Raw genomic sequence first — 17,728 nt, 5'->3', positions numbered from 1 at the left:
TGAATAGTAATATTTAAGTGAGCGTCTTATTCACCTGTTTCTTGTTCTGTCACCATATCACAACCCACTCATGACTACATCTACTTCTTTCGCTTCGCGGTCGACTCCGGCAGAAGCTAGCTGGGGCAGTGCTCTGCGTGCAGGGTGCGCGGCACTCGTGTTAGCGGCTACTTCGGCGCAGGCCCAAACGCCCACTGTGACGAGCCTCACCCCCGCGCGTAATGCGGTGGCTACGCCGCGCACCACACCCGTTTCAGTAAGCTTCAGCCAGCCGCTGACCAGCAGTGCCAGCACTCTAGGTGCGCTCAAGGTGTTTAGTCGGCAGGCAGGCGGTAAGAAAGCGGGTACCGCTACCGTAAACGGCAATACGTTGACCTTGACGCCAAGCACCGCTTTCCGCGCTGGCGAAACAGTGTACGCTACCGTTACCTCAGCTGCACAGAGTAGCACGGGCGCGGCCGCTACGCCGCATGTGTTTCAGTTTACCACGGCTACGACCCCAGCTCCGGGCGTATTCACCGTCGGCTCGGAACTGAACAGCGGAACCCTGGCCGTAACTACCGGCGACTTAGACAATGATGGTGACCTAGATCTGGTAACCGCCAATACCTCTAGTACGGTAGGCGTCCGCATGAATCTGGGCGGGGGAATCTTCAGCGTAGGGCAGGATCTAAGAGTAGGCGTTTACCCCATCAACGTCGTGTTAGGTGACCTCGACAGTGACGGCGATCTGGATCTGGTAACGGTTGATGGCAACCCCAACACCAATGGCGTGAAAGGAGTGAACGTGAGCCTTAATGACGGGGGTGGCAACTTTTCCGCCGGTCAGCGGATAGACTTTTCTACGAATAGAATCCAAACTACCCTCGGGGATGTAGACGGCGACGGCGATTTGGACCTACTCACAGTGCTGGGTAGATCAGGAGGGAGTGTTGTCAACGTTCGCCTTAATGATGGCGGCGGCACGTTCGTGAGCAGCTCGGAAGTTGCCACAGGAGCTATTGGCAATGACCTAGCTGTTGGGGACGTGGATAATGATGGTGACCTTGACCTGCTCACGTGCAATTTAGTTGGTACCGTGAGCGTGCGCTTGAACAATGGCCTAGGTGCCTTTAGTGGCAATCAGGAGGTAGCCGCAGTCGGTAGCAACTCAAGCGGACTAACGGTGGGAGATATAGACAAAGACGGTGACCTCGACCTGCTCATTGCTAACTTTAGCAACGATAACGTAAGCGTGCGTCGGAACAATGGAGCGGGGCTATTTAGTGGCAGCGAAGAAGTAGCCGTGGGCAACAGTCCTCAAAGCCTTATTTTAGGTGATATAGATGGTGACGGCGACCTCGACCTATTAACCGGCAACTATGGTAGCACCAACGTGAGCGTACGCCTCAACAATAGCTTCGGCACGTTCAGCAATGGGCAAGAGGTAGCCACAAATGGCTCGTCAAAAGCAACCTTGGGGGATATGGATAATGACGGCGACCTGGACTTACTCATCGGTACCCCGCAGAAGCTCAGTGTCAGCCTGAATCAGGAGCCGGCGCTGACCGTTACGGCTGTTTCCCCCGCGCGCAATGCTCGCGCTGTCGCCCGTACAACACCCATAGTCGCTACCTTCAGCCAGCCCCTGAACAACAGCACCGTCACGCAAAACGCGCTGAAGGTGTTTAGCTTACAAGCCGGCGGGCAAAAAGCTGGTACGACCACTATCAACGGTAATTCGTTGACGTTCACACCAACTACAGGCTTTAAACCAGGCGAAACTGTGTCGGCTACCATAGCCCGGACCGTGCAAAACAGCAGCGGGCAGAACCTAGCTCAGGGGCAAGTCTTGCAGTTTACGACGGCTACCGTGCCCAGCAGCGGCCTGTTCGCCGGCGGCTCCGAACTCACACCGTACGGCGGCGTAGACATAGAAACCGGCGACTTAGATAACGACGGCGACCTCGACCTGATTAGTGCTAGCGGAGGAATTTACCGCAACAACGGCAACGGCACTTTCGTGACGAGTGGTACGAGTGTTGGCGGTAATAGTGTAGCAATAGGGGACCTAGATGGCGACGGCGACCTCGACTATGTAGCAGGCATTCTCGTCACCGATGGCTTGCTCGTCGGGTTGAATGATGGGAATGCCACTTTCACGGTCAGGCAGGCTATTGGAGCCGGAGGTTATTTTGTGAATGTACGGCTTGTCGATATCGATGCGGACGGGGACCTCGATGTTTTGGCTGGAGCTGCCGAAGGAGGTGTCGTATACCAGGCTCTCAACAATGGCAGTGGTAGCTTTAGTCGGGGTACTAGCATTTTTGTAGACGTACGGCTTACGGTGGCTCCTGCCGTGGGCGACCTAGACAATGATGGCGACCTGGATATTGTGGCTACAGCTACCTATGAGAGCACGGCTCGAGTGGTGCTGAACAACGGAAGCGGAAGCTTCAGTACTGGCTCAGAAGTAGCCATAGGTATAGGAGCAGTAGCCATTGCCCTAGCCGATATAGATGGCGACGGCGACCTAGACCTGCTCACGGCCAATAGCCGTACTGTGAGCGTGCGGCTGAACAATGGCAGCGGCGTGTTCTCCGGTACCCAAGAAGTAGCCGCCGGCGGTTCTCCCCGCAGCGTGACCACCGGCGACGTAGACGGGGATGGCGACCTGGATTTTGTGGCCGCTAACGCCAATAACAACATCGTGAGCGTATGCCTCAACAATGGCACGGGTATTTTCAGCAGCCAGCAAGTCGCCGTTGGCGCTAGTTCCTACGCTGTAGCCCTGGGTGACCTAGATGGCAACGGCACGCTGGACTTCGCGAGCGTAAATAATAATTCAAATGCTGGCTCTGTCAGTGTGCGGCTGAACAGCCAGGTGCTGGCTACCAAGTCAGCGAAAGCCACACAACCACTAAGCCTGTACCCAAACCCAGCCCACACCAGCGTGCGCCTACAACTGCCCAGCGGCTTTAGTGGGCAAGCAGGGCGGGTGAGCGTGATTAACGCTGTAGGCCAAGTCGTGTTGGAACGGGCCCTAACGACAGCAGCCAGCTCAGAACTCTCTTTACCGAGCCTAGCTCCCGGTATTTACACCGTGCAACTAAGCACTAGCCAAGGCAACCTAGCTTCGCGCTTATTAGTGGAATAGCAACTGACCGAGCGTAAAACGAAGGGGTTGTTTGCTTAGCAAACAACCCCTTCGTCGTTATAGAATAATCGTGCGAACCGAGCCGTGCCCGACGGCGTTCGTGAAAATATCCTCGTGCACTAGGTCGGTAGCGGCGGCTTTGGCCGGGACACTGGCACTACGAAGGCTAGCTCCGGCCGCCGCGGTTTTGGCAGAGCTAGCTTTGGCCGGCTGCCGGACAAGCGTTTGGTAGGAGCCCGCCGAGAGGTACACGTCCTTGTCGGCGTTCTGGATAGTGTTGTCTTCCAAGATGGTGCCGAGCACAGCCGGGATGCCCTCGTCTACAAACGTTTTGGGGCCAGGGTGCCACTCGTAGTAGGCAAATAGGCCGTTGGGATAGTTCGCATCTACCACGGTTTGCACGTTGGGCGTGCGAGCCACGAGCGTGTTGTGGCGCATCACAAAGTCGAGCACGGCAATACCGAAAGCCTTATCGAGGGCGTGCAGCACCGCATGCACCCCAATGAAACCACCGTTGCTAGGGTCATTGGCCACGTTCACGGTGTTCTGGACCACCTCGTTGTTCCAAGCCGGGTTAAACTCCATTTTCTCCTCGCCTTGTTGAATGGGCGTGAAGTCGATAGCGCCGTTGTTGGTCAGCTTGTTGTTGACGATGGCAACTTGGTGAATGGCGCCTTGATACAGCGTAATGCCGCGGCGGTTGCCCTCCATTGTGTTGCTCTGCACGAGCCACCGTTCTGCGCTCCAATTCAAGATGCTATAGCGGCTGGTAGCATCGGGGGCTAGGTCCCAGGCGCGGTCCACGGTTAGCTCAGTGGCCGTGCGGCTCCGGATGGTGCGGCACTGCCCGGCCCCGCGTCCGTACACAATAGCGACTACTTGGTGGGGCGGACCCGTTGTTTTCCAACTTTTGGTGGTGTCTTGCAGCGTAGTAGCGGTGCCGCCGGTAGCGGTGCCGGTATCCTGCTCGTGGCGCTGGTAGCCAATACCTTCGCTGATGATGGTTTCGCCGTCGTTGATGTTCACCGTGGGCCAGTTCTTCACCTTGAAGGTATTGCCGAGCACCACCGCGTTGCGGGTGAAGTTCATGGCTAGCACGTGGTTGACCACCTGAATGGGCTTGCCGTTGCGCTCGGTGGGGTACTTGATGCCGCCTAGCCGGCAAACGGTATTTTGTTCAAAAACGCCACGATCGGCGTTGTTGATGCTGATACCATCCACGGCGTAGTTCACGGTATTGCCGCGCACCAGCCAGTGCTTTGTGCCGTCGAGGCGCAAAGGTCCGTGAATACCAGCCGCGAAGTTGATGCCCTGGGTAAACTCGTTGCTGACAATAGCTAGCTTTTCATGATCAGCTAGCTCCAGCCACGGCGATTCGTTTAGGGTAAAACGGCAGCCTTTCAGGAAGAACTCCACGCCTTTGCCCACCAAGTTGTAGTACGGGTTGGTGTCGCGCGGGGTGCTGCGGTTTTCGTAGGTCAGGTTGCAGATGCCGCCGCGTCGGCACGGCCCGTCGGTGCTAGGGCTATCAACCAGCAGAAACGTCCACGACTGCTGCGTTGGGTTCGAGCTAGCATTGCCTTCCACCAAAATCTTGGTGTGGTCTTTCCCATCACCCATTAGCACCACGCCCGAGTGCAGGTGCAGCCCGAAGCCGGTGAAGCTCAACTTGTAGGTGCCGGCCGGCAGCCGCACAATGCCGCCGCCCATCTTCCATACTTTCTGAATAGAGTCGTTGATGGCGTCGAGGTCGTTGGCTTTGCCATCGCCACGAGCGGGTTTGTCGGGGTTCGTTTTGGCGTTGTACACGTTCGTTTTGTACTTGCCCGGTGCCCATCCAACCCCTAGGTGAAAATAGTCGACGCCGGCTGGCAGGGTTTTCACCGTCTGCTCCACCTTGGTTTCCGCAGTGCTGCCACCTAAGCCATTGCTGACAAATAGCTCGTATTCGACGCCGTGTGCTAGGCCGGCCGGTGTGTGGCAAATCAGCTTGCGGTCGTCGCTGCCCACCGTGTTAATCTGGCCCGCTAAGCTTTTGCCGCCGCCTTTGGGCGCGAACCGCACCCGTGCCTTGCCCGGTACCAACTGTAAGTTTTGCCCAAAGATGCGTAGGTACTCGCCCGGTACAATCTCCGGGGAATCGAGAAACAAGCCACGTGCCCGGTTTACGTGTACCTCTGGGCTCTTTTGCCCGTTTTCCTGCACGTACAGCCGGTATGTTTCGGGGCCCGCGCCGCTAGGCGCTTCTACCAATACACTGCCCGCAGCCTGTGCTTTGGTCTTGCCGTCGGCGCTCTGAATAGGAGCTAGCTTTTGAAAACTTGTGCTGTTTCCTAGGGCCAAATACACCTCTGCTGTAGCTCCAAAGCTGCCTTGTAGGCTGATAGCTTCGCCAGGGCGGGCGGAAGGCGTGCAATTAAAAATAAAGCATTCACTGGCCGCTGCTGGGGTGGCTGCTACGGCGGCCTCTTCGCCAGTAACCGGCGAATCCTTAGAAGGGGTTGCCGAGCAGGTGGTCGAAGCTAAACCCGTGACCAAGCTAGCTCCTATACCAAGCCGATCAGATCCTGATGAGGTAACTCGCGGTAGTGGGAGCGAAGCTGTGGGCAGTGTGGAGTGGGTAACATTCATGCGTAGGATAGCGGATATCTCAAGACCTAGGTCAGGCCTTGATAAAGCAAGCTAGTCATGAAAGGCTTGTCAACCATCTCAAAAGTAAACAAGCCGCGCCTGCCGACCTACCTAGGCAGCCTAGTGCTGCTGGCTTAGCTCGTTGCTGGTGTCAGCGGGACTGACCCTCACGCTAGTAATAGCGCCGCTACCTAGGTATAGCGGTTTGGGGTAGATAGTGAGAAAAATGCCCAACCCGATTGGCAGTCTGTAGCTGTTTATTCTTGGGTAAGCACCACAAGGAAAAGCCGCTCAGTGAGTGGCGGCTCTTATCAAATGGGTTAGTAGGAATAGGTTGCTGGCCAGTAAGCTAGCCTAGGGTTGATCCTGCAGCCACGCATACGCCGACGCCACATCGTCGAAGAGTGCTACCTCCATGTGTTTGGCGTACTGAAAAGTACGCTTCACCGACTGCCGGCTAGCTGGGTCCGTCGGACAGATTCGGGCAAAGTAGCGGACCCCTTGTTTGGAGAGAATTCGGAAAAAATCGGTGCCTACCCACTCGGCTACTTCGTCCCAATTGTTGGTGATTTGGCGGCTATCATCCAAAATCTTAGCGCAGGGTTGTTTGGCTAGGCTCTGGCGCATGGCAGAGCAACCTGCCACAACGGAAGTAGCATCGTGCGGTCCTTTCCACTCCGCGTAGATGCATTGACTAGCGCGGTCGTAGAATAGCACAAAAGAAGGTGTATCAACCAGGAGATCTTGCTGCAACATAGGTGTGGAGAGAGTGGCAGGTAGAAAATAGGCTAGTATGCTGATCCGCCGCTTGTGAGCTAGCTTGGCTTTTTGCTACGCATAGTTATTTGGAGCGTAGGAGGCAGCTTTTTGATTGGCCCGCTGTAAGAACTCTCAGTCCGTATACTAAAGGCACAGCGAGGTAGAAGATAGTCCCTTCCAAAAATTGCACAGGGTACCGAACGACCGAGCGTGTATAGCATAGCACACAAGCTTAAGGCAACTTCCCAAATCTAATAAAGTCGCAGGTAGTATCGCTACCGAGTTACACGTAAATAGCTATGCGCTAAATACGTAAGTACAAATTTGTACTTGTCATGGAAGGCTGTTACGCAGCCCGCGAGACGTATACTTAAGGTGAATAGACACTTTCCCGAAGAAGCAGGGTTGAATTTTTACAATAATGTTGAATAGGGCTAATAGACTAAGGCTTGCTACTGCTGATTATAAATACGTGGTTTACAAGGGCTTTTTAAGGATTAAACGTAAGAATATGATTTTTGTAATATATGGCGCTGTTTTTGAAAAGCTCCTGACCACACTTTACTGTTATGTCCGTTACAGAAACTCAACTAACTACTTGTCTACAGGAATACGACGTGCGTCACGCCGGCCTCCTGCTCGCGCAATGGGTTCAACAATATTACTTCGCTTTGAAGCTTACCCCGGCGCAACAAATGCATCTCCAAGAGTGCTGCCACCTGATCATCGAACGGCACTCCGGGTTAGATATGGAAGCATTATTGGAAGAAGCTACCGTCTGTTTGCATCACGTGCGCAACCCCTCGATAAACCATATGAGGGAAGTAGTATTGATGGCAAGAGCCAACGGGTAAGACCCCGCTAGTATAGTTTCTACGCTATTCTTAGGTCCAATTCCTAAATCTATCCGCAGCCTAAAAACAAGCTTGCTAGGGTTGTAATCCAGTTAAAAATCGAGCTATATTTTGAGTGCTCAAGCATCAACGGCTTAGTTTGTCGGACCGCTGTCTACTTTGGATTCGACAGCACTCTGAATGGAAGTAGAAACTTCCGATAGTAAATCGTAGCCGGTAGCCTTCTCAATGGCATCGACTGTCGTACGGTAGTTCTCCCAAGAGGAGTTAATACTGTTGGTATTTGGTGTATTGATTGCAATAACGCGGGTCGTAGCCGTGACGCGGCGACTATCATCAGTACCCACTGGCAATACCACCACTACCTTCCAGCAATAGGCTGGCACCGTGACGCGGCCATCGTCAATCGTACTGGCTGAACCATTTGAGCCACTTCCGCCCTTACCGTAGCTGCCGCAAATAATGTACAGTTCGTTTCCGGCTCCCACCAGCGTACGGCAGTAATTTTCCAGGCCCGCCCAGGTTTGCTGGTTGCTAGCAGGCGCCTGCGGCATCATATTGCTCATCAGAAAAGTAGCCGAGTTGTCCTCCACCGAGTTAGTGCGGTCGGCGGAGGGGCAATTATGGCCCCGATCGAAGCCCGACCCACTGTAGCTGGAACTACTCACCCGGTACCACCCGGTCGGCAGCGTATTATCAGTTCCGAAGTTGTCTTGCCGGGGTGTGCTACCTAGCCAGGCACTGCTCAGATGCCAGCTTACCCAATTGGGCTTGCCTTGGTCGCGGTTATAGCTTAGCGTATACTGTGCCTTGGTCAGCAAGTAGTTGGAGAAGTTTGCCGGGTTAGCAGTGGCTCCACTCGGATTGCCCATCGCCAAGTTCTCGTCTCGCGTAGCAGTAGTTGTTGGTGCAACATCGTCGTCATGCGAGCACGCAACTGCAAATGTGCTCAGGACAATAAAAGTAACGAGACGAAAGAACGCTTGCTTCATAGGAGAGTAGGACGAAGAGAAAGACAAAGATGCGACTTACTCAGGTAAGCACGGTCCACTGCTCAGCGTTTTGTTATAGCTGTACTTCTTAAAAGCCTATCCTTGAGTAGGTACTAGTATACTTCCGATTACTTCTATTTCGCGCTGAAGCAGTTGGGAGCACAGCCAACTAGCGCCATGGAACCTAGGCTTGGGTCGTTTTGCATACGAGTAGCTAGCCGGAAGAGTAGGCATAGCTTAGCGCATGATAATTGCTTGTCAAGACAGCGCTAACGGAGTAAGGGGTAACTTAATCAAGTTAAAAACTGATCTACCTTGAACACTTTTGAGAACGTTACCGGCAACGTTTGCATAAATATTAATCCAGTTTTATGGTTCTTACTATCAGTTAGTCTGCTAAAATTAAGTGCCGTAATGAGGGAAGTGTGTAATAAGCCGCCGCAAACCATTGCATAGCTGCAAAGTCATCTTGGTTTCATTAGCTATTTGGCTGCTACGTCACTTTCTCCTGCAAGGCCTGCTTCTTCGTCCCCTCACCTGCTCGATTTCTCACCTATAATTCCAAATTGAATGAAAAAGTATGTACTGTTAGTTTGGCTGTTGCTAAGTACGGTGCTAGCTGTCACGGCCCAGCAAAGGCGCATTGAGGGAACAGTAACGTCGACGGAAAAAGGGGAGACCTTGCCCGGCGTAACCGTTGTGGTGAAGGGTACCACGATTGGGGCTACCACCGATGGCGACGGTAAATTTGGTATCAGTGTGCCAGCGGGCAGCGACGTAACGTTGCGCGTAAGCTACGTGGGCTATACCGCTAAGGACGTGGTCGTTGGCAGCCAAAACAACGTCACCGTGCAGCTCAGCCCAGATACGAAAGCCTTGGAAGAAGTAGTCGTAATTGGCTACCAACAAGTAAACCGCCGCGACGTAACGGGGTCGGTTTCTTCGGTGAGTGCTCAGCAAATTAAAGACGTGCCGGTCAACTCGGCGGCGGAAGCGCTAACAGGCCGCCTAGCTGGTGTGCAGGTAACTTCGGCGGAAGGAACGCCCGGCAACCAAAACGTGCAAATCCGGGTGCGTGGCGGCGGCTCCATCACGCAAGATAACTCGCCATTGTATGTAGTTGACGGTGTGCAGGTTGAAAATGCGCTAAACGTTATTTCGCCCCAAGACATAGCCTCCGTCGACGTGCTCAAGGATGCTGCGGCTACGGCCATCTATGGGGCGCGGGGTGCCAACGGGGTAGTCATTATCACCACAAAAAGTGGGAAGGAAGGACGCACGGTTATCTCCTACAATGGCTTTGCCGGGGTGCGCAAACTCAGCCGCAAGCTCGACCTGATGCAGCCCGCCGACTTCGTGGACTACCAGTACGAGCGGGCTTTGTCAGCCAACACGCTCCCGAGCTTCAAGACCTTCTTTGGTAGCACTAACTTCGCTGGGGACACGCTCCAACGCGACCGTAATCTGCCCTTCCTGGACTGGCAGGATAAGGTGTTCGGCCGGGATGCTTTCCAGCAAACGCACAACCTGTCGATTGCGGGCGGTAGCAAAAACATGACTTACTCGCTAAGCCTAACGCGTAACGGGGAGAAAGGCATTCAGCTGGGCTCTGATTACACGCGTAACCTGGTTAATCTGCGCTTAGACAACAAGGTGAGCGACAAGTTCAGCTTTGGACTTAATGTGCGCTTCAACGATCAGGTGCAGAATGGCCTAGGTACTTCCTCGACCCTTTCCAACACTACTTCGCGCCTGCGTAATGCTGTGATTTACTTGCCACTAGCGGTTGATCTACCGGGTGCGCTAGACCCTAACGTATTTGACGAAGCCTTCTCCACAACCGCTTCGCTGATTAACCCAGTCGTTGCGATTCAGAACGACTACCGCCGCGATAAGCGCCGCAACCTCAACCTAGGTGGCAATATTGCCTTCAGCTTCACCAAAGACTTGGTGTTCCGCTCGACAGTAGGCTTCGACCTGACTAACTCCATGGTAGAAACCTTTGCCGGTCGTTACTCTCCCGCAATTCGTCAGCCTGGTGGAGGATTCAATACGCAACCCTACGCCGCTATTGCTTCGGGGCAGGCGACAACGATCAACCAGTCGAACGTACTGACTTACAGCTTTAAGAAAAACAAGCATTCGTTGGATGCCTTGCTAGGACAAGAAATTTACACGCAGGTTAATACCACGCAGAACATCCAAGTCAACTTCCTGCCGCTGAATATCACAGCCGAGCGGGCCATTGCTAACATCAACCAGGGCGTGCTGCCTTCCACTACCTCGGTGCAGCCCAACCCATCGTCGGGTCGGCCGGTCGATTCGCGTTTACTTTCGGGCTTCACGCGCTTGAATTACTCCTTTGATGATAAGTATCTGCTAACGGGTACGTTGCGCGCTGATGCTTCTTCGAAGTTCCGGGCTGGACAACGCGTGGGCTACTTCCCAGCCGCCTCAGTCGCTTGGCGCATTTCACGCGAGGAGTTCATGAAGTCGGTAACGCCGATTTCGGATTTGAAACTGCGTTTGAGCTACGGCCTAGCCGGCAACAACCGCATCAACGACTTTCTATTCAATCAGTTATTCCAAGTAGGAGGAGGCCAGTACGCATTGAACGAAAACGTAGTGCTAGGTACTACCGCTACGGGCTTGCCTAACACGAACTTGAAGTGGGAAACGACGGTGTCGCGCAACGTAGGGGTAGACTTGAGTCTGTTCAACAACCGTGTGCAATTCACCGCCGACGTCTACAAAAACACGACCCGCGACCTGCTCGTGAACGTGCCGATTCCGCCTGTGGCCGGCTACTCGAGCCAATTGCAGAACATTGGTTCGACGTCTAACCGCGGCATAGAGCTGCAGCTCAGCGGTTCTATCATACAGGGCGGCAACTTCACTTGGAGCGCTACCGCTAATACGTCGCTGAACCGGGGCCGGATCGAAAGCCTAGGCCCGATCACCAGCATTCCGGGTATTGCCTCGGGTTGGGCCAGCACGGCCATTGCAACCGACTACCTAGCTCGTGTAGGGGACCCAGTGGGCTTGATGTATGGCTACGTGACTGACTTCGACAACGGCCGCAAAGGCTTCTACACCGTGGATGACTTTGAGGGCTACAATGCGACTACCAAAACCTGGACGCTGAAATCTACTGTTGCCAGCGACGTAGCCGTGCAGGGGCAGACCGTAGCTCCGGGTATTGTGAAGCTCAAAGACCTAGACGGAAACGGAGTAGTAAACGACCTAGACCGCACGGTTATCGGCAATGCCAATCCGAAGCTGACGGGCGGCTTGAACCAGCAGTTTACCTACAAAGGCTTCGACGCCAGCATCTTCGTCAACTTTGTGCTTGGCAATGATATCTACAACGCCAACAAGCTGGAGTTTACCACGGCTGGCTCACCTTTCACCAACCTGCTAGGGGTGATGAAAGACCGCTACCGCACCGTGGACGCCAACGGGGCTCTAATTACCAGCCCAGAAGTATCGCGGCAGGTAAATCAGAACGCTCAGATTTGGCAGCCCACGCGCCAGCTTTTCGTGCACTCTTGGGCTATCGAAGACGGCTCTTTCCTGCGTCTGAACAACATTACCCTAGGCTACTCGCTGCCCAAAGCACTGATTGAGCGCATCAAGCTTACGCAGCTGCGCTTCTACGTGACGGCGAACAACCTGTACACCTTTACTAAGTACTCGGGATACGACCCAGAGGTGAATACCCGCCGCAACTCGCCGCTCACGCCGGGCATGGACTTCGCCGGCTACCCCCGCAGCCGTGTGCTGCTACTTGGGGTAAACCTTTCCCTCTAATGTCTCACACCACTCAGCGTCAGAAGATGAAATTTTCCTTATTCCGTTCGACTCTCACGGTTTCGGCCGTGCTGGCTGGTATGCTAGGTACCACAGCTTGCAAAGATTACCTCGACATAGATCCGGTTGCCTATTCTAACACCGAAGTTGCCTTCCTAGATGTAGCGGGCGCTACCAGCACTGTTATCGGTGCTTACGACATGCTGTCGGGCGACACAGGCTACGGCACGCGCGTGAACCTGTACTACCCCTACGACTCCGACGAGATGCAGGCTATTCCAGGGCAGGCCTTCAACGCGGGCAACTTGGGTATTGCGCGTTACGCCGCGCTGCCGGTGAACAATGAAATCACGAACCCTTTCAACAACCTCTACCAGGGAATTGAGCGCGCCAACATCTGCATCAAGTATATCCCGCAGATGGATGCCTATAAGAATGGCTCTGCAGCCGATACGGCGGCCCTGCATCGCCTGTACGGGGAAGTGCTGACGCTGCGGGCGCAGTACCTATTTGAAGCCATTCGGAACTGGGGCGACGTGCCCGCGCCGTTTGTTCCAACCATCGACGCGCCCGACGTGAAGCTGCCCAACGCCGACCGTAACGCCACGTACGACCGCCTCATTGCCGACCTGCTGCAAGCCGAGAAGCTAGTGCCATGGCGTACTGCTGCCGGCACCACCAACGAGCGCATCACAAAGGGCGCAGTGAAAGCTTTGCGGGCCCGCCTAGCGCTATACCGCGGTGGATATTCGCTGTATGGCTTAGAAATGAAGCGGCAGCCCGACTACCTCGAGTATTACAAAATAGCCCGTCAGGAGTGCTTAGAACTGATGGCCAAGCGGGGCGAGCACACGCTCAATCCGAGCTTCGAAAACTTGTGGCGCAGCGTCAACCAATTGCAGTTTGATCCGGCCCGCGAAATCATTTTTGAAGTGGCTGAAGGAGCCTCTAGTGCCGTATCCGACAGCAAGCTAGGCTACTACAACGGACCACGCCAAAACGCCTCCACCACGTTTGGCAGCTCCACGGGCTCCATTGGCGCCCTGCCAACGTATTTCTATGCCTTCGACTCCACCGACCTGCGCCGTGACGTGACGGTGACGCTGTACACTGTAGAAAGCAACAACCAGCAGAAAGCAGTAACCCTGACGGCTGCTACCGATGGGAAGTTTCGTCGGCACTGGCGCACGCCCGCGCTGCCCGGCACGGGTAACTACCTAGGCTACAACTGGCCCCTGATTCGCTTCGCAGATGTGCTGCTGATGTTTGCTGAGGCCGATAATGAGCTGAATGGTCCTACGGCGGCTGCCTTAGCCGCTGTGCAGGAAGTGCGTAACCGGGGCTATGGATCTGCTAGTGCTGCTGGCGCCCGGCTCACGCTGCCAGGCAACAAAGCAGATATGTTCAACCTCATTGCCAACGAACGATTCCTGGAGCTAGGGGGCGAAGGCATCCGCAAGTACGACCTGATTCGCTGGAATCTGCTGAGCACCAAGCTAGCTGAAGCCAAAGCAAACCTCACAGCGCTGAAAAATGGCACCGGTAACTACGCCAGAATCCCGCTGACGCAGTACTACCGCGTACTGACGAACGGAACCGTGCAGTTTGCCCGCTCCTTCTACCGGCCAGCGCCGGCTACGGCCCCCGCTGGCACTACGGCCATCGGCTGGCGCTCAGCCATGACCGATGCGCTTATTGCTAACCTAGCCTCGGAGTACAAGCCAAATGCAGGTAAAGAACTGTTTCCTTATCCGCAGGGCACCATCGATACTGACCCCAACGTGAAGCAGAACGCGGGCTATTAGCGTTATGCTGATGAGAACGTCATGCTGAGCTTGTCGAAGCATCTCTACCACAGTGGTAATATCATTTACTTTGGCGGTAGAGATGCTTCGACAAGCTCAGCATGACGTTCTATCATTTCAATCTAGGTCCTCAAACGAAGCATATGGCAGAAGACAATACGCGCCGACGTTTTTTGAAGATGGCTGGACAAGGCTTGCTGGCTGCGCCTGTGGCGTCTTCCTTGCTCAGTTGCAGCACGGCTGGCTCGGCCACGCAGGCACAAGCAGGAGCAGGTAAAGCTTCCGCAACAAGCACCCTAGGTAAGCCCAACGTCACCCTCAACGTGCGCGACTTTGGCGCCACTGGCAACGGCTCGACCAAAGATACCGTGGCTATTCAGCAGGCGCTGGATCGGTGCTGGGTGTTGGGTGGGGGCGAGGTAGTAATACCCGCCGGCAATTACCTCACGGGGGCTATTGCGCTAAAGTCGAACACGCTGCTACGTTTCGAAAAAGATGCGGTACTGCTCGGCACGCCTGATTTTGCCGACTATCCGGTGATGCAGGTGCGCTGGGAAGGAAAGTGGATACAGGGGCACGTGGGGCTGATCTATGCGATAAGCGCCAATAATATTGGGGTTGTTGGCCCTGGTAAAATCATGGGTCACCACGACCTAGGTGGGCGTCCCACGGCCGAAAATCCCTTGCGTCACCCGGCTCTAATTGAGCCCATTGGCTGCAACAACCTGCGCTTCGAGGATTTCTCGACCGACTACTTCCGCATGTGGTGCCTGCACCCAACGTATTGCGAGAACATCGTTATCAAAAACCTCACAATCCGCAGCACCGGCGGCAACGGCGACGGCATCGACATTGATTCGTGCAAGCACGTGCGCATTGAAGGATGCGACATCAACACCGGCGACGACTGTATCTCATTGAAATCGGGGCGCGGCATGGAAGGCTACTCGCTGCTGCACACCACCGAAGACGTGCACATCAGCAACTGCACCTTCGCCGATTCTATTTTCGCCTGCATTGGTATTGGCAGCGAAACCTCGGGTGGCATTCGCAATGTGCGCATCGAGCACTGCAAATTCACCTTTGCCCAAACACACGCCATTTACATCAAAACGCGTCCAGGTCGCGGTGCTTTCATTGAAGATATTATCGTCGACGATATCGATGTATCGGGTACTGTCGCGGGTTTCTTGCGCTTCAATATGCTTGGTAGCGGCATTCAGGATCAAAGCCCCGTGCCCGGTGACGAAGGCATTCCAACCGTCAAAAATTGGCAGTTCTCCAACATACGCGTGAAGGATGTGCCCGTGCTCATAGATGGCACGGCCGTGCACCCAAATAAGCCGCTTGATGGCTTTTCCTTCGTGAATGTAACGGGCACTTGCGCCAAAGGGATTGCGCTGGCCAACATCAAGAAAGCCAAGCTGCGCGACATCAAGGTGACGGGTTTCAGCGGCCCGCTACTCAGCATTTATAATGTTACTGGCTCCGGCTTGGAAGGCGCCGCCACCATCGAACCACCGAAATTACCTGACCCAGTCCCAACCCCCAATCAGCCCTACAAGCTAGGCTAGGTTGTAGGGCGAAGCTCCAGCTTCGCGCCTCGTTGAACGACTAGACGTGCGCCGCTTCAACGATGATCGTGGAACGAGGCGCGAAGCTGGAGCTTCGCGCTACATGCTTTCGTAATGCGGTATCCGCTTCTTGCCTCGCTGTTTCTTGGTTGTGCGCTGATAGCAAAGGCGCAGGTAAATTCCTCGGCGCTTGCATGGCGAAACAACCTAGCGTATAACTCCTACCTGATGCGCACGGTGCATCAGCAATACGCCGAGCGCCTGAGCGAAATAGCCGATGCTACTGCTTCCAAAAAGGCCATACTGCGCTACCAAGAAAGCCGGCGGGCGCGGTACCGAAGCATCCTAGGCGACCTGCCGAAAAAGACGAATTTAAATGCGCGGGTGGTCGGTACGTCGCCGCAAAAAGGCTTCCGGGTGGAGCGAATTATCTTCGAAAGCGCGCCCCACCGGTACGTCACGGGTAATCTGTATTTGCCGGAAGGCAAAGGGCCATTCCCGGTGACGTTGTCGCTATCGGGGCACGGCATGAATGGAAAGGTGTCGGACCAGCGTGTCGGCGCATTGTTCGCGTTGAATGGCGTGGCGCTATTTGCCGTCGACCCAATTGCGCAGGGCGAGCGGCTGCAATTAGTGGATAGCAAAGGCAACCCCCTCACCCGCGGCTCAACCACGGAGCACACGTTGTTGAATGCTGGCTCTAACTTAGTGGGGACCAGCGTAGCCGCTTACGAATATTGGGACAACACCCGCGCCATCGATTATCTGGAAACGCGCAACGACCTCGATAAAAATAAAATCGGCTGCATTGGCAGCTCCGGCGGTGGCACCCAGACTACTTACCTGATTGCGCTAGATGACCGCATAAAAGTGGCGACGGTGTGCAGCTACGTGTCGCGGCGGGAGCGAGTGCTGGAACTGAGTGGTCCTTCGGACGGCTGCCAGCATATTCCTTATGAAGGAAAAGAACACCTAGAAATCTCAGATTTTCTTGCTCTATTTGCTCCAAAGCCCCTTCTCATTATGTCGGGCTTATATGACTTTGTCGATTATTGGGGGGCTACACAGTCCTACGAGGAGTTAAAAAAAGTATATACTACCTTCGACGCGCACAAAAAGGTAAATCTTTTCACGGCGGAAAGTGGGCACGGAATGCCGCAGCCGAAGCGCGAGGCCGCTATTACGTGGTTCCGAACGTGGTTTGCCAATGATGCCACACCGGTACAAGAAGGCACCATTGCTCCCATCCCCGAAAAAGAATTACTCTGCACTACTACCGGCCAAATCACGACGACTTTTCCGGATGCCGTAAGCATGCCGCAGTACAATGAAGGGCTAGCCAAGGAGTACGCCACGCAGCGCGCCGCTTTTATGAAGCAAGATAAAGCTGCTGTGACGAAGCAGGTTTTGTCGCTGCTCGGTGTGGAGATGCCTAAGGAGAAAATCAGCGTTGAACCCACGGGCACCACCGCTGCGCGCACGTACACGCTGAATAAGTATCAACTTGTTCGGGCTGGGCAGATGCCGGTGCCGTGTCTGGTTTTGGTGCCGGAAAAAGTAACTCCTGCGGCTAACGTGGTGCTATACCTCAATGCCGCGGGCAAAGAGTCTGTTCTGAACGACGAAACCACCGTCGGTAACTTCATGAACCGCGGCGACATTCTGGTGCTTGCCGATTTACGCGGTTTCGGCGAAACCACCGACCCTGCCGAATTGAATGATCTGAAATACTGGTCGAAGGAATACCGCAACGCCATGCTCAGCCTGCATACGGGCCAGCCGATCATGGGCCAGCGCGTCATCGACGTCCTATCACTAGTCGATTTTATGAGCACCGATCCTAGCTTAAAAGGGCACCCAATAAAACTGATAGCCAACAGCCTATACGGTCCAACGGCCATTCACGCCGCCTACCTCGACGACCGAATCAAAAGCACGGAAGTAGCTAGGTCTTTTAAGTCGTTCGAGCAGTTGATTCAGGAGCCCATGCAGAACGACGCGTACACCAACGTGCTCTACGGCGTGCTAAAATACTATGACCTGAAAGATTTGATGGACAAAGCTGGTGGCCGAATCAGGTTCGTGGACTAGGCTATAGTATGTTCTACAAAATGCTTTACGACAAGAAGAATGCTCCGCTTCTTGCCCTCTTATCTTTTTATCTCCT

At 54.5% G+C, this 17,728-nt stretch carries 9 protein-coding genes; 5 read left to right on the top strand and 4 right to left on the bottom strand.

What is annotated here, in order from left to right; all coding sequences use genetic code 11:
• Nucleotides 1-70: 70 nt before the first annotated feature.
• Nucleotides 71-3,136, top strand: a complete 3,066-nt coding sequence (locus SD425_RS21470; protein ID WP_324672121.1) for an FG-GAP-like repeat-containing protein — start codon at nucleotides 71-73, stop codon at nucleotides 3,134-3,136.
• 57 nt (nucleotides 3,137-3,193) lie between these two features.
• On the opposite strand, the gene SD425_RS21465 is transcribed toward SD425_RS21470, so the two are convergent.
• The 4 genes from SD425_RS21465 to SD425_RS21450 form a co-directional block, all read right to left on the bottom strand.
• Nucleotides 3,194-5,767, bottom strand: coding sequence for a hypothetical protein (locus tag SD425_RS21465; protein WP_324672120.1), 2,574 nt, complete (start codon nucleotides 5,765-5,767; stop codon nucleotides 3,194-3,196).
• Nucleotides 5,768-6,121: 354 nt separating this feature from the next.
• Nucleotides 6,122-6,523 (bottom strand): hypothetical protein, encoded by a 402-nt coding sequence (locus SD425_RS21460; RefSeq protein WP_324672119.1) that lies wholly within the window; start codon nucleotides 6,521-6,523, stop codon nucleotides 6,122-6,124.
• 605 nt (nucleotides 6,524-7,128) lie between these two features.
• Nucleotides 7,129-7,263, bottom strand: a complete 135-nt coding sequence (locus tag SD425_RS21455) for a hypothetical protein (protein WP_324672117.1) — start codon at nucleotides 7,261-7,263, stop codon at nucleotides 7,129-7,131.
• Nucleotides 7,264-7,514: 251 nt separating this feature from the next.
• A complete protein-coding gene (locus SD425_RS21450; RefSeq protein WP_324672116.1) occupies nucleotides 7,515-8,372 on the bottom strand; it encodes a DNA/RNA non-specific endonuclease in 858 nt (285 codons plus the stop codon).
• Between the two features lie 570 nt (nucleotides 8,373-8,942).
• On the opposite strand from SD425_RS21450, the gene SD425_RS21445 reads away from it, so the two are divergent.
• From SD425_RS21445 to SD425_RS21430, 4 genes are all read left to right on the top strand, one after another.
• On the top strand, nucleotides 8,943-12,182 hold the full coding sequence (locus SD425_RS21445; protein ID WP_324672115.1) for a TonB-dependent receptor: 3,240 nt from the start codon (nucleotides 8,943-8,945) through the stop codon (nucleotides 12,180-12,182).
• The gene (locus SD425_RS21440) at nucleotides 12,182-13,987 is read left to right on the top strand and encodes a RagB/SusD family nutrient uptake outer membrane protein (protein WP_324672114.1); all 1,806 of its coding nucleotides are present in this window, start codon (nucleotides 12,182-12,184) and stop codon (nucleotides 13,985-13,987) included. The genes SD425_RS21445 and SD425_RS21440 overlap by 1 nt, the downstream gene beginning before the upstream one ends.
• A 143-nt stretch (nucleotides 13,988-14,130) precedes the next feature.
• A complete protein-coding gene (locus SD425_RS21435) occupies nucleotides 14,131-15,561 on the top strand; it encodes a glycoside hydrolase family 28 protein (protein ID WP_324672113.1) in 1,431 nt (476 codons plus the stop codon).
• Nucleotides 15,562-15,675: 114 nt separating this feature from the next.
• Nucleotides 15,676-17,652: an alpha/beta hydrolase family protein gene (locus tag SD425_RS21430; RefSeq protein ID WP_324672112.1), complete on the top strand. Its 1,977-nt coding sequence runs from the start codon at nucleotides 15,676-15,678 to the stop codon at nucleotides 17,650-17,652.
• Nucleotides 17,653-17,728: the final 76 nt, after the last annotated feature.

Origin of the sequence: Hymenobacter sp. GOD-10R (assembly GCF_035609205.1) — a bacterium.
Lineage (GTDB): Bacteria > Bacteroidota > Bacteroidia > Cytophagales > Hymenobacteraceae > Hymenobacter.
Note: the sequence above shows the minus strand (reverse complement) of the source record. Positions and strands in the feature narration are given on the sequence as shown.